At 35.0% G+C, this 13,741-nt stretch carries 11 protein-coding genes; 1 reads left to right on the top strand and 10 read right to left on the bottom strand.

Features of this window, described 5'->3' with window-relative positions; translation table 11 throughout:
- Positions 1–7: 7 nt before the first annotated feature.
- Both bcd and ACEPXG_RS10275 read right to left on the bottom strand, forming a co-directional pair.
- The gene (gene bcd, locus ACEPXG_RS10270; protein ID WP_391201756.1) at positions 8–1,102 is read right to left on the bottom strand and encodes a branched-chain amino acid dehydrogenase; all 1,095 of its coding nucleotides are present in this window, start codon (positions 1,100–1,102) and stop codon (positions 8–10) included.
- A gap of 164 nt (positions 1,103–1,266) precedes the next feature.
- Positions 1,267–3,288, bottom strand: coding sequence for a sigma 54-interacting transcriptional regulator (locus ACEPXG_RS10275; protein ID WP_391201759.1), 2,022 nt, complete (start codon positions 3,286–3,288; stop codon positions 1,267–1,269).
- Between the two features lie 232 nt (positions 3,289–3,520).
- Between ACEPXG_RS10275 and ACEPXG_RS10280 the strand changes: the two genes are divergently transcribed.
- The gene (locus tag ACEPXG_RS10280; RefSeq protein WP_151700307.1) at positions 3,521–3,760 is read left to right on the top strand and encodes a DUF2627 domain-containing protein; all 240 of its coding nucleotides are present in this window, start codon (positions 3,521–3,523) and stop codon (positions 3,758–3,760) included.
- Between the two features lie 165 nt (positions 3,761–3,925).
- Here ACEPXG_RS10280 and ACEPXG_RS10285 read toward each other — a convergent pair whose 3' ends face one another.
- From ACEPXG_RS10285 to dxs, 8 genes are all read right to left on the bottom strand, one after another.
- Complete coding sequence (locus ACEPXG_RS10285) at positions 3,926–4,642, bottom strand: glycerophosphodiester phosphodiesterase (protein WP_391201762.1); 717 nt, start codon at positions 4,640–4,642, stop codon at positions 3,926–3,928.
- Entirely contained in the window at positions 4,635–6,206 is a 1,572-nt protein-coding gene (locus ACEPXG_RS10290) for a DUF342 domain-containing protein (protein ID WP_391201765.1), read from the bottom strand. Before ACEPXG_RS10290 ends, ACEPXG_RS10285 begins: the two co-directional genes overlap by 8 nt.
- A gap of 341 nt (positions 6,207–6,547) precedes the next feature.
- Complete coding sequence (gene spo0A / locus ACEPXG_RS10295; RefSeq protein ID WP_391201768.1) at positions 6,548–7,339, bottom strand: sporulation transcription factor Spo0A; 792 nt, start codon at positions 7,337–7,339, stop codon at positions 6,548–6,550.
- Positions 7,340–7,581: 242 nt separating this feature from the next.
- Positions 7,582–8,541 carry a SpoIVB peptidase S55 domain-containing protein gene (locus ACEPXG_RS10300; protein WP_391201771.1) on the bottom strand — a complete coding sequence of 320 codons (960 nt, stop codon included), beginning with the start codon at positions 8,539–8,541 and terminating at the stop codon, positions 7,582–7,584.
- A 94-nt stretch (positions 8,542–8,635) separates the two neighbouring features.
- Positions 8,636–10,339, bottom strand: a complete 1,704-nt coding sequence (gene recN / locus ACEPXG_RS10305) for a DNA repair protein RecN (RefSeq protein WP_391201773.1) — start codon at positions 10,337–10,339, stop codon at positions 8,636–8,638.
- 71 nt (positions 10,340–10,410) lie between these two features.
- On the bottom strand, positions 10,411–10,860 hold the full coding sequence (gene ahrC, locus ACEPXG_RS10310) for a transcriptional regulator AhrC/ArgR (protein WP_391201776.1): 450 nt from the start codon (positions 10,858–10,860) through the stop codon (positions 10,411–10,413).
- Positions 10,861–10,958: 98 nt separating this feature from the next.
- A complete protein-coding gene (locus ACEPXG_RS10315; RefSeq protein WP_391201778.1) occupies positions 10,959–11,777 on the bottom strand; it encodes a TlyA family RNA methyltransferase in 819 nt (272 codons plus the stop codon).
- Positions 11,774–13,669: a 1-deoxy-D-xylulose-5-phosphate synthase gene (dxs, locus tag ACEPXG_RS10320; RefSeq protein ID WP_391201781.1), complete on the bottom strand. Its 1,896-nt coding sequence runs from the start codon at positions 13,667–13,669 to the stop codon at positions 11,774–11,776. Before dxs ends, ACEPXG_RS10315 begins: the two co-directional genes overlap by 4 nt.
- Positions 13,670–13,741 lie beyond the last annotated feature (72 nt).

Genomic DNA, 13,741 nt, shown 5'->3' on the forward strand with positions numbered 1-13,741 from the left:
TCGCGTATTAACGTCCTGTAATAATATGTTTTCCATTTTGTAAAAATTGGCTACGTGATTTACTTACTCGAGCGATGCGCTCTTCTGCTAAACGGTCAGCCGCTACATAAGTTGGAATACCATCACGTTTCGAAATTTCAAAAATACGTTCGATTTTGTCATAAATAGTTGCAACACGTTTCATAGCACGATCATGGTTATAACCATATAATTCATCCGCTACATTAATTACACCACCTGAGTTGATTACATAGTCAGGAGCATATGCAATGCCCATTTCGTGGATTAAATCACCATGTTTTGTATCTCTTAATTGGTTATTTGCAGATCCTGCAATTACTTTTGCTTTTAGTTGTGGAATTGTATTGTCATTAATAATTGCACCAAGTGCACATGGTGCGAAAATGTCTGCATCTTGTGAATAAATTTCATCTACACTTACTTGTACAGCACCGAATGCATTTACAGCACGGTCAACTGATGCTTGGTTAATATCAGCCACAATTAGTTTAGCGCCTTCTTTATGTAGATATTCACATAATGTATAAGCTACGTTTCCTACACCTTGAACTGCAACTGTTTTCCCTTCAAGTGAATCCGTTCCAAATGCTTCTTTCGCAGCAGCTTTCATACCAACATATACACCATAAGCTGTTACTGGAGAAGGATTACCTGAAGAACCGAATGCTTCTGAAATACCAGTTACATAATTTGTTTCTTCATGAATTAAGTCCATATCTGCTACAGTAGTTCCTACATCTTCAGCAGTAATATAACGGCCATTTAAGCCTTGGATGAAACGACCGAAAGCACGGAACATCTCTTCGTTTTTATCTTTTAATGGATCCCCAATAATAACTGTTTTACCGCCACCTAGGTTAAGACCTGCAGCAGCATTTTTATATGTCATACCTTTTGCTAAACGGAGTGCATCTTCAATTGCTTCTTCTTCTGTTGCATAGTTCCACATACGTGTTCCACCAAGTGCTGGACCTAATGTAGTATCATGAATTGCGATAATCGCTTTTAATCCTGAAGTTTTATCTTGGCAAAATACTAACTGCTCGTAATCATAAGTCTCCATATATTTAAAAATTTCCATCTGTAGTTCCTCCTAGTAGTTAAGTAATTATTTATTTTTTCGAAAATAATTATTTTCGTAAAATACATCCCCATGTAATTTGACAATTCTTTTATGTTTGAAACCCCTTTGTATAACACTTTGAACACTTCAAGTAATTTTAGCATCCCCATGCAAATATTACATTAATCTAAATTATATTTCTCTAGTTTGTAGTATAAAGTACGAAGTGAGATGTTTAGCTTTTTAGCAGTTTGTGATTTATTTCCACCACATACTTGGAGTGCATTTAGTAAAACCTTTTTCTCCATCTCATCCATCTGTTCAGCTAGCGTTCCTAATTGCTCCTCATTTAACCCGTTCTGTGAAAAAGACAAAATTGATTTGGGTAAATGATGTTCTTCAATAATTCGATCTTGCGCTTCTAAAAAGATCATTGCTCGGCTAATAATGTTCTCCAGCTCCCTTATGTTCCCCGGAAAATCATAAAGCAGCAAGCTCTCCATAGCTGATTTTGTGAATCCCTCAATATTACGACCAAATTCTTTATTTAATTTTACTAATAAATGCTCCGCTATGGAAGAAATGTCTTGCTTCCTTTCTCTTAGAGAAGGAACATGTATTGGCATACGATTTAACTGAAAGTAGAAATCCTCTCGGAATATCCCTTCACGCATTAATTTCTCTAAATTGAAATAACTTGCAGCTATTATTCGCACATCCACTGGAATTGATGTGGTTCCGCCTATTCTTATAAAAGCATTTTCTCGAAGTGCCCTTAAAAGTTTAGCCTGTGTTTTATTTGTTAATTCTCCAACTTCATCTAAGAAGAGGGTTCCGCAATGCGCTTCATCAAACAAACCCGAATAACTTATCCCGTTTTCTTCATAACCAAATAATTCACGTTCTAGAAGATGCTCTTCTTGAGAACTACAATTTACTCGGAAGAACCTATTATGTTTTCTGTTACTAGCACTATGGATGGCGTGTGCGAATAATTCTTTTCCTGATCCGACCTCTCCCCTTAAAAGTACGGTCACAGGTACACTTGCTGCAAGCTTAGCTTGATTGACAGCAAATTGAATTTGTTCTGAATCCCCTAAAATATCTTCAAATGAATAATTTAACTCCAGGTTACGGATAAGTGTACGGGCTTGGTCGAGTTCTTTCATTAACGTACGGATTTCCGTCATGTCATGAATAACTCCTACACTACCTTTTAGAAGGTTATTCACAATAATTGGAGCGACATTCACGATAACGTCTTTTTTTTGTTTACCGACCCTTAAGTTTACACCTCGAATAGGTTTGCGTGTTTGAAGAACTTTCAAGTGAATACTTTCACCTTCAGAAATATCAGCCGTTGCTGGTTTTCCGATGACTTCTTCCTCGCTTAATCCAGTAATGCGAGAATATGCTGGGTTGATGAGAATTCCTTTTCCTTCTTCATCAACGACAGATATCGCATCTTCGCTTGATTGGATGATTGCTTCTAGCATTGTTTGTATTTCCGTAAGGTCCGTAATTTCTTCAGCTAGCCTAACCACTTCAGAAATGTCTTTAAAAACTGCAAAGGCTCCGATCTTTTTTCCTTGCTCGTTAATCATCGGATATCTTGAAGTTACTATTTTGGTACCGCTTTCAAGAATTAGTTCTTTATTGATCTCAATCTGCCCAGTTTCAAAAGTTCTCGGGAGCTCACTTTGTGATATAACATCGAATACGTGTTTCCCCATAGCATCTTCTATCGAAACTTTTGTCATCTTAGATGCACTTTTATTGAAAAAGTTTACAATACCAACCTCATCAATACCAATCATACCTTCTTCTATTGAGTTAAAGATTAATTCTTGCGTCATTTTTTTATTATCTAATATTTGAATAAACTTATTTTTTTCTTCTAATAAAGTAACAATTAAATTGGCTATTTCTCCAGGGATTAAAATTGTAGTTACTGGACGTTCTGAAAGAAGTTCTAGAAATACTTCTTTGCTCCCAGTGACATCAATTATAATTTGAATATCTTCGCTTAAAAGGGGTTTCCAATCAGTATAAGTATGAATATGATGCTTTTTTGCATATTGCATCCCTGGAGCACTATCATCAATATCAACGATTCCTTTTACACGAAGGTAATCAGCCTGTTCAAACAGCTTCAAAAGTGCATATCCACCTTTACCCGCACCAATGATTAATATGTTTTGCAAAAATATTCACACCCCCACTTTATCTCTGCAACTTATTGCACTTCCCATATATCATACCTCAAGTTCCATGAGTTGACAATAATATTCTCACATGTAAAATTAAATTTAATAGAAAGTGCTAAAGGTTCACACACAATAAGAATCTATGAAAAACAAGTTGCTGTATGTCTGCTGGTTTTATTTCATTGACTTGTTGATACATTAAGCTAAACAAAAAACAGGAGTGATTATTATGGCACGTTTGGCTGCCTTAATCGTATTATTGATTCCTGGTATTCTCGCTGCATTTGGCATTAAGCTAATGAGGGATACTTTTTTCGGAATACATATTTTACCTATTGGAGCATTGTGGTTTCAATTTATATGTGGAATTCTTTTCACAGTTTTAGGGTTGGGCTTTTTTGCAGGTTTTCTTTTAAACCGAGATCGAAAAAATGGCAAAGTGGCCCCTCGTTTTCAAAAGAAAAAGTAATAAAAAAAGCGGAAGCGTCCTTTAAATGCATCTTGTCTTTGCTATTTCTAGAGTGCTTTGGAGGAACATTGGCTACACTATTACCGATAGAAATTAAAAGGATCGTGAAGTGACTGCGTCACTTCACGATCCTTTTAAAATAGAACAACCATATGATTATTTTGTTCATTGTCTCTTTTGTAATTTCAATACTTTTTCCGGAAAGTCTGTAATCCATCCAATTACAGACTCATGTGGATCTGCGATATACTTCTCATTACCTTTTATATTATAAAATCGTATAGGGAATCCTGCATTCCAAATGGAATACATTAAATCTGTGCGGTAAAATTTTTTATTTAAATGGATGGCATTTATTTCTCTTATGGAAAACACATAATCCCAGTCCGTATTCTTTTTACCAATAAATGCTGTTTGTACATTAGTGTTCATTGCATGAATTGTTTGAAGGACACTAAATTCAAAGGAAGAGAAATGAATATCCTTTACATCTTTACTTTTTTCCACTACTTCACGGATTCTTTCATTTTTACCAAGAAAAGACTCCTTTAACTCCACATTAAGTTTGACACCCGTAGGTATAGCGAATTGTAAAAATTCATCAAACGTTAAGACTCTGCTCCCTAAAAACTTCCGCAAAAAAGCATTACCTAATTTCAGTTGTAAAACTTCTTCTGCTAACATATCTGTTATTCTTCGTTTGTTGCCAGCCAAGCGAAAAAAGTCGATATCATGCGTTACGAATGCAACACCATCAGCTGATAATTGCAGATCTAATTCTATACCAACCGCATGTAACTTTACGGCTTTTTTAAACGCTTCCATCGAATTTTCTATAGATCTAGCAGCACCTCTATGTGCGTACACAGGAATATTAGACATTTAACTCCCCATTTTCAATCTTAAATTTACCCTTTGTTGCTTTAGATAACGTTGTTGACTTGTTACCAATCTGAACAACAGTTCCGGCATTCGCTTCTTGTGTAATATCAATGAAATAATCTGTAGAAGTACGAAGTAAACTTAGGATTCTTTTTATTTCGATATCCAAATCTTTCACTTCATTTTCCATCATATGATATTTTTGTTTTGTTTGTTCAAAAGCAGCAATTTGTTGTGTGGACATAGTATTTTTAAATTGATTTAGTTGGCTAAGTTGGAAATTCAATTTTGTCATTTCTTCTTGAAGCTTCATCATTTCTTCTGCCTTTGTTTTTGCATTTTCCGTTAATATTTTTCTATCTATTCCTAGTACAATTAGTTCTGTCTTTTTTTCTAAACTATTTCCAGCATAGGCGGCAGTGATAGAATTGATCGCTATAACTTTACCACCTATGATTTTTCCTTTACGTTCATCTAAAAATATTTCGTTTCCAAAAATAGTTGATCCCATCGTATAAAATCCAATGAACACATTTTCCTGTGCTTCTAAAGTACAACCATTTGCATGTTTTATATAGATATTCTTATATGCTTCTATTTTCGTAATATCTTTACCAAAAATTCCACCTTTAATAAATACGTCACCTTCTGTGGACTTTATTAATTCAGCAGAATTAACACCTTCGTTTGATTCTACAGAAATATCTCCAGAAGCTATAATGGAATATCCCGGCAATACTGTTCCTTTTATTTGGATGGATCCATCAAATTTTAAATTTCCTGTTTCTAAACCGACATCGCCATTAATAACAAGATGTTTTTGAACAGAAAGAACTCCATTTATTTCACCAATAACACCATTTGTTTTGGATCGAAGTACCGTTTTTCCATCTTCCTCTACTTCATATGCCGATTCCGAGTCATATTTTAATGGGACATCATCACCTTTTTCACTGGGTATGACTTCTCCAAGTATATTTCTACCCTCTATACCTTCCTGGGCTGGTATTTTTTCTCCAAGCCATGTAGCTTCCTTTATTTCAACAATAAAATTCATATCAAAATAATTTGCTTTTCCATCCGCATTTATTTCGGGCTTCTTCTCTGCTTGATGTAAGTAAGTTACTATTGCATCTGTTCCTTTTTGAGGGGGCAATCCTGTTGCGATTATGTATGTTTTTCCAGTTATTACTTTTTGGAAATCTATTGGAACTTGTCCATAAATAATATTATTCTTTGTTACTAGCTGATTAATAGCTGATTGGATTTCTTGTGTATGTTCTTGAATATAGCTTTGTGATTCATAAATTGTTACAACTGCTTGCATCTTGTCAGCACTAAGTTCTATATCAATACTATCTATCCAACAACCAATTTCTATCGGTTCATGTGACTTATTTTCTACAGCTTTTTTTAATGCCATAAAATTCGTGACTTTTAATCGTGCATATTTACGAGTCACTTCATCGAATTTCTTCAGATTATACCCATCAACTTTTATCGTTATAAAAGCCCTTCCTCTTTCTTCGGAAAGTACTACTTCTTCATTTTCTTCAATTATCATGACTTATACACTTCCTTCTTAATTATATTATACTCACTTTTCAAACTATGGGTTAAAACAATAGAAAAAGCATATGAAAATAGTAACTTCGTATGCCTTTGTCTTTCTAGGAAAGGTTTATATCATTAATTCCAAAAACTTATATACTGGTCATTTACCTTTTATTTTATTAAAAGGATAAATTAAGGATTATTATTAAAGGTACATATCTATCTCCAACAAAAAAACATCATCCCTTACTGATAAGCTTTCATACCAATAAAAAATAATGTTTATTTAAATGTCCTTACACTAGAAACCTAATTTTTAAAGTTCAGTGCAAATAATGTCTAAATCCTCTTTCAGCTAGCCATATTCTCCATACGAATCTTATCCGCTATCATTGCTATAAATTCTGAATTAGTAGGTTTCGATTTTAAATGATGAACTGTGTATCCAAACATTTTAGAAATAGTTTCGTAGTTTCCACGGTTCCATGCTACTTCGATTGCATGGCGTATTGCTCTTTCCACTCGAGAGGGAGTAGTTTGAAATTTCTTTGCTATCTCTGGATATAAAACTTTGGTAATGGAACCAAGTAATTCAATGTCGGAATAAACCATTTGGATAGCTTCCCTTAAGTAAGAGTATCCTTTAATATGAGCGGGTACTCCGATTTCTTTAATTACATTAGTAATGATGTTGTCAATAAAGCGCTTATTTTGCAATGCTTCTTTTTCAGGATTTGATTTTAAAGGTGATTCTTGCACACTTTCTTTTCTGCCTGCCACTTGCTTAATTTGTGTAACCAGTCGATCAAATTCAAAAGGCTTGAGCATGAAATAAGATGCTCCTAATTCAGCAGCTTGTTTCATCACATCTTCTTGTCCAAAGGCAGTTAACATAATGACTTGAAGTTTATTTAATTGATCATTTTTCTGTATACTATCTAAAACTGCAATTCCGTCTAAATGAGGCATAATGATATCTAATAAAAGGACGTCTGGTTTAACCGTTTCAAGGAGATCTATGCAAAGCTTGCCGTTTACTGCTGTTCCAATAACTTCTATTTCTGGATGTTTGTCGAAGTAAGCATCCATCGTTCGAATTAAATCTTTGTTATCGTCTACAATTACAATTTTTATTTTTTCCATTACCCTCATCCACCCTTTTGTATTTTTTCACTTAGATAGTATTCGCCATTTTTGGAAGACATCCTTTATTTTTATAAAAAATAAGTCTTTTAGAATACAGTTCTTTTAAATTCCGACAAAAGGTTAATCATTTCATCAGGATTGTCGAATTTTCTTTATTTAATTGTATAGGTACTCGCAGAAAAAGGCTACACTTAATAAAAAGTGTAGCCTTTCAGGTTTTGCTGATATTTTTTAAGTTATCATGGATTTTTCTTCATCATTTCCGTGATGGATAGTGCCGCTCCATTTTTAGGTTTATCAACGTACATATGCGTAACTACTCCTATGAGCTTATTTTGCTGCATAATTGGACTTCCGCTCATTCCTTGAAGAATGCCGCCGGTTTTTTCAATTAGAAATTCATCTGTTACAGTAAACTGAAAAAGGTGGTCCTCAACCGTTGTAATTTCGATTGTAAAGTCTTGCACTTTTTCGCCATCGATCGAAGTACGCATAATTGCTTCACCAGTCATTATTGATTCTTTGTCAGCAATTTCTACTTCTTGCAACGGGATGTGGTCAATTGCATTTTGTTCCAACTTCCCGAAAATTCCATATACATTATTTTCATTTACTCCACCAATTGGTGAGGTATTTTGTTGGTGAGACGTAATTTTGTATCCTGGCTTCCCTGGGATACTTTTCTTTATTTGTTGAATAGAAGATAAATAAATGGAGCCTTCTAAAAATTTCGGTGTCAATCCTGAAGTATGATCAACTATTTGATGACCTAATGCACCAAATTCGTTCGTTTCTAGATTTAAATACGTTAAGGTACCAATTCCTTCTGTCGCATCTTTTAAAAATGGAAGAAGTTTCAGTATTTGGTCCGAAGTGAGTTCTGTTGTATACATCTTTTTATTTCGCTCATAATGTATAATGAGTTTTTTATCTTTCACATGGGTTTTAATGTCTTCTAATGACGTAACTTTTTGTGAATTGATTTGTTGGATAGAGTCGCCAGTACGCAACCAATAATCGTCTGATAGTAATACATCATGACTAAGAAACACAGCTCCGTATTGAAGGTCAATTTGTATGGATTGTCCTAAGGGTACTACTGAGGAAGTTTGTTTTTGTGCAAAAGCGGGACTGACTGCAAAGAAAAAAGTAAAGAAAAGTATTGAAATTAGCGACCATATACGATAGCTTTGCTTCATATTTCACCTCCTATACAATTACTATATCCTGCAGAAGAAACTCTATGTGAGGTAAATAATTGATATAAAAAAAAGACCTTACACAGCAAGGTCTTTAAGCATTTCGTAATATTTTTTTTCGTTCTTCCGCTAATTTTAGCAGTTCTTTTGAATGTTGCAATGTAGTACTTGTAATTTCAGCACCTGACATCATACGGCTTAACTCTTCGGCTCGTCGATCATCGAACGCTTCTTCTAAAATGGTGTATGTTCTATTTCCCGATACTTCTTTTTTAATCAGTAAATGTTGGTCTGCCATTGCAGCTACCTGCGGAAGATGTGATATACATAAAACTTGTGAATTAGTAGCAATTCCGGATATTTTTTCGGCTATCGCTTGAGCTACTCGTCCACTAACACCAGTATCAACTTCATCAAATATGATCGATGTTATCCCTTGATGCTTTGAGAAAATACTTTTTAAAGCAAGCATCATTCGAGATAACTCACCACCTGATGCAATTTTTGTTAAGGCTTTTGGTGGTTCCCCCACATTCGTTGAAATATAAAATGATATTTCGTCAATCCCATACTCGTTATAAGTTATTTTAGAATGCTCATGGAACATAACAGAAAAAGTTGCTTTTTCCATGTATAGCTCTTGTAATTGCTCCATAATTGCTTTACTTAATTGTTTGGCAGCATTTTTTCGTTTATCCGTTAAATCATTTGCTTCAAGTTCTAAATCTTTCTCGATTTGCTTAATCTTATCTGCTGTTTTTTGAATTTGCTCATCTCGATTAACTAGTTGCTCGAGACTTTTGGAAATTTGCTCTTTGTATTCCAAAATGGCTTCGATAGACTGTCCATATTTTCTCTTTAGTGTCTGAATGCATGCAAGACGGTCTTCGACATATTGAAGCTGATTACTATCGAATTCCATTTCATCTAATTCATTTTTTAACTGATATGCAGCATCTTGCAAAATATAAAACGCGGACGAAACATTTTCGCTTAACTCCAGCATATTCTTATCTACGTCAGAGATATCTTGCAAATCTGCCATTGCAGTGCCGATGTAGTCGAGGCCTTTCGATTCAGATAAGATTGCCTCGTATGCACTGCTCATTTTATCAAAGACCTTATGGAAATTTTGAAGCTTCTTTTTTTCTTCTTGAAGTTGTTCTTCTTCTCCATTCACTAAATTTGCATCATTTATTTCTTCCACTTGAAATGTATACAAATCTATTTTATGTGCAATTTGTTGCTCATTTTCCGTTAAAGTAGCTAAATCTTTTTTCCACTTTTTATATTTGGCGAAGAGCTCTTTATAAGACTCTTTTACGCTTCTTATCTTTTCTCCTGCAAACTGATCAAGCAAATGAATATGTACCTTTTCATCCATTAGTTCTTGGCTCTCGTGCTGCCCATGGATATCAATAATAGAGGCCCCAATTTCTCGTAATATACCAAGCGTAACTAGTTTTCCGTTTACGCGACATACACTCTTCCCTGAATCATTAATATCTCTTCTTAAAATAATAGATTCCTCGTCTATTTCAACACCAACATCTAGCATTTTATGAAAAACACCATGTTTTGGATTCGTGATAATGAATAATCCTTCTAATTCTGCTTTTTTCGCACCATGGCGAATAAACTCTTGAGAGCCTCTTCCTCCACACAACAAATGAACAGCATCAATTATGATTGATTTACCTGCACCTGTCTCTCCAGTTAATACAGTAAGGCCTTCCTCAAAGCTTACTGTTAATTCATCAATAATGGCAAAGTTTTTAATTGATAACTCTTTTAACAACGGCTTCACCTCTTTATCAAATTCACATTAGGTATTTATATGGCATCACATAGAGATGCTGTTAATTTAGGTTAAAGCATTTCGAGTAAACGTTTTTTTACAACTTCGCAATCTGATTCTTCTCTACACAAAATTAAACAAGTATCGTCTCCACAAATTGTTCCTAATATTTCTGTCCAGTCTAAATAATCGATTAATGACCCAATGGAATGGGCATTACCTGGTAACGTTTTCATAACTAAAAAATGACTTGCTCCGTCAATACTTACAAATGCATCGGTCAATGCTCGGCGCAACTTTTGGCTCGGATTAAAGCGTTGATCCGCAGGTAAGCTATATTTATAGTGGCCATTAGGAAGTGGAACTTTCACTAAGTGCAATTCTTTAATATCTCTTGATACGGTAGCTTGAGTAACGTTATATCCAGCACTTTTTAAAAAATCAACTAAGTCATCTTGTGTCTCTATTTCATTATTAGAAATAATATCACGTATTCTAATATGCCTTTGACCTTTGTTCATACACGTCACCCCATTGTATATTTATACTAATTACTTTATACATTATCATTTCAGTTAAAAAGGTACAAGAAAAAAACGCGCCCCATATAGGAGCCGCGTTATTTTAATGTAGCATGTGCTTCATTAACTAGAGCCACAAAATCGATCTGATGAGGTATCACTACTTCATTTTCAACACTGATTAAATGAAATAAAAATTCTATGTTGCCCTCTCCACCTGTAATTGGCGAATAAGACGCATTTTTTAAATGGAAGTTTTGACTTTCTGCAAAACTCGCAATTTCATTCAGCACATCCAAATGAACTGCTTTATCTCGTACTACCCCTTTTTTACCAACTCTATCTTTCCCTGCCTCGAATTGTGGTTTGACGAGTGCAATTACATCACCGTTTGGAACTAGAATTGTTTTTAAAGTCGGAAAAATGAGTTTCAAAGATATAAAGGAAACGTCGATTGAAGAAAAAGTAGGCAAACCTTCTCCAAAATCAGCAGGTGAAGCATATCTAAAATTCGTTTTTTCCATCACTGTAACACGAGGATCTTGACGAATTTTCCAAGCAAGTTGGTTACTTCCAACATCCAGGGCATATGCATGTTTGACACCATTCTGCAAACCGCAGTCTGTAAAGCCGCCTGTGGATGATCCAATATCCAACATGATTTTGTCTTGAACTGTAAGATCGAATTGTTCTAATGCCTTTTCTAGCTTTAGTCCACCTCTACTCACATATTTCAACACTTGCCCTTTCACTGTCAAAATAGAATCTATTTCTATCTTTTCTCCTGGTTTGTCTATTCGCTCTTCTTTTTTGTAAATAAGCCCAGCCATTATTGCACGTTTCGCTTTTTCTCTTGTTTCAAATAGACCCTGTTCAACTAACAGGACATCTACTCGCTCTTTCGGAGTCTTCGTCATGATGATATATACCTGTTAGAAGGAACAATGGAATGTTCTACTACCTTCACAATTTCTTCTTTTGTAATATTTATTTCATCTAATAACTGATTAACATCCCCATGTTCAATAAACATATCTGGTATGCCAATACGTTTCACATTAGCTTTCAATTCATGATCATTGAAAAATTCTAAAACAGCGCTACCAAATCCACCTTGAAGAATACTTTCTTCCACCGTAATTATAGGTATATGGCGTTGTTGTAGTGATCGTAACATATCTTCATCTAATGGTTTGATAAAACGAGCATTAATTACTTCAACAGAAATATTAGCTTGTGCTAATTGTGCGGCTGCTTCTAGCGCCATTGGTATAGTAGTACCGAAAGTTAGAATGACAGCTTGTGTCCCCTCTTTCAATACTTCCCATGAACCAATAGGTATCAATTTCAATTCTTCATCCATTGGGACTCCTAAACCATTTCCACGAGGATAACGAAGAGCAATTGGACCATCCGAATAATCAAACGCTGTTTTTACCATATGCTGTCCTTCATTTTCATCTTTCGGCATCATGATCACCATATTAGGTAAGTGACGTAAAAATGAAATATCAAATACGCCTTGGTGCGTTTCTCCATCTGCTCCAACTAGACCCGCACGATCAATCCCAATAACAACATTTAAGTTCTGTCGACAAATATCATGAAGAACCTGATCGTAAGCACGCTGAAGAAAAGTTGAATAAATGACTAAAAATGGTTTCATACCATCTGCTGCAAGGCCGGCAGCCATTGTAGTCGCATGCTGCTCTGCAATACCAACATCAATCATTCTGTCTGGAAATTCAGAAGCAAATCCTTCGAGTTTTGAACCTACTGGCATGGCTGGTGTAATTGCAACGATACGTTTATCATTTCTCGCAAGCTTTCTTGCAGTTTCTGCAACAAGCCCACTCCATGATGGTGCAACAGAAGTTGACTTAACAAAATCTCCTGTTTCCATTTTGTAAGGGCCAGTTCCATGCCAAGTACCTATTTTATCTTGTTCAGCAGGTGTGAATCCTTTTCCTTTTTTCGTAATAACATGAAGAAGGACTGGTCCTTTCATCTTTTTCGCATTCTTAAGATTTTCTTCTAATGCTTCAAAGCTATGTCCATCAATTGGACCTAAATACGTAAAACCTAGTTCTTCAAAAAAGACGCCAGATACAAGTAAATATTTCAAGCTATCCTTTACACGTTCAGCTGTGCTTGCTAATTTCCCGCCTACTGCTGGAATTTTCTTCAATAAGATCTCTAACTCATCTTTGGCTTTATTGTATGTTCCGTGTGTACGTAGTTTTCCTAAAACATTATGAAGAGCCCCTACATTAGGAGCTATTGACATTTCATTATCATTTAATATAACAATCATGTCTGTTTTTTCATGTCCTATATGATTTAATGCTTCTAGAGCCATTCCACCAGTAAGAGCGCCATCTCCAATTATTGGTATGACGTAATTCGATTTTTTTTGTAGATTGCGCGCTGTCGCCATTCCCATTGCAGCAGACAGAGAGGTGGAGCTATGACCAGCTTCCCACACATCATGTTCACTTTCTATACGTTTAGGGAATCCGCATAATCCTTTAAACTGACGTAAAGTATCAAATTGATCCGCTCTACCAGTTAATATTTTATGGACATACGCTTGATGTCCAACGTCCCATAGTAATTTATCAGTAGGACTATTAAACGCACGATGAAGTGCAATTGTTAGTTCTACCACTCCTAAATTCGGTCCAATATGTCCACCCGTTACAGATAATTTTTCTATTAAAAACGATCGAATATCTTCACTTAATTCCTTTAATTGTTCATTATCTAAACTTTTTAAAAAGGATGGGCTAGAAATTGATGTTAAATCCATTGCCATCACACACCTTCTATTAGATTTCCTTCATAACACTTTACTTATTATAATAACAATAATCTTCCTTAA

Source organism: Psychrobacillus sp. L4 (genome assembly GCF_042944905.1).
GTDB lineage: Bacteria > Bacillota > Bacilli > Bacillales_A > Planococcaceae > Psychrobacillus.

Coding starts and splice junctions, on each gene's coding strand:
- ACEPXG_RS10280 (WP_151700307.1), top strand. CDS start 3,521: ATGGCACGTTTGGCTGCCTTAATCGTATTATTGATTCCTGGTATTCTC.
- ahrC (WP_391201776.1), bottom strand. CDS start 10,860: ATGAACAAAGGTCAAAGGCATATTAGAATACGTGATATTATTTCTAAT.
- dxs (WP_391201781.1), bottom strand. CDS start 13,669: ATGGATTTAACATCAATTTCTAGCCCATCCTTTTTAAAAAGTTTAGAT.
- spo0A (WP_391201768.1), bottom strand. CDS start 7,339: ATGGAAAAAATAAAAATTGTAATTGTAGACGATAACAAAGATTTAATT.
- ACEPXG_RS10300 (WP_391201771.1), bottom strand. CDS start 8,541: ATGAAGCAAAGCTATCGTATATGGTCGCTAATTTCAATACTTTTCTTT.
- ACEPXG_RS10290 (WP_391201765.1), bottom strand. CDS start 6,206: ATGATAATTGAAGAAAATGAAGAAGTAGTACTTTCCGAAGAAAGAGGA.
- ACEPXG_RS10285 (WP_391201762.1), bottom strand. CDS start 4,642: ATGTCTAATATTCCTGTGTACGCACATAGAGGTGCTGCTAGATCTATA.
- bcd (WP_391201756.1), bottom strand. CDS start 1,102: ATGGAAATTTTTAAATATATGGAGACTTATGATTACGAGCAGTTAGTA.
- ACEPXG_RS10315 (WP_391201778.1), bottom strand. CDS start 11,777: ATGACGAAGACTCCGAAAGAGCGAGTAGATGTCCTGTTAGTTGAACAG.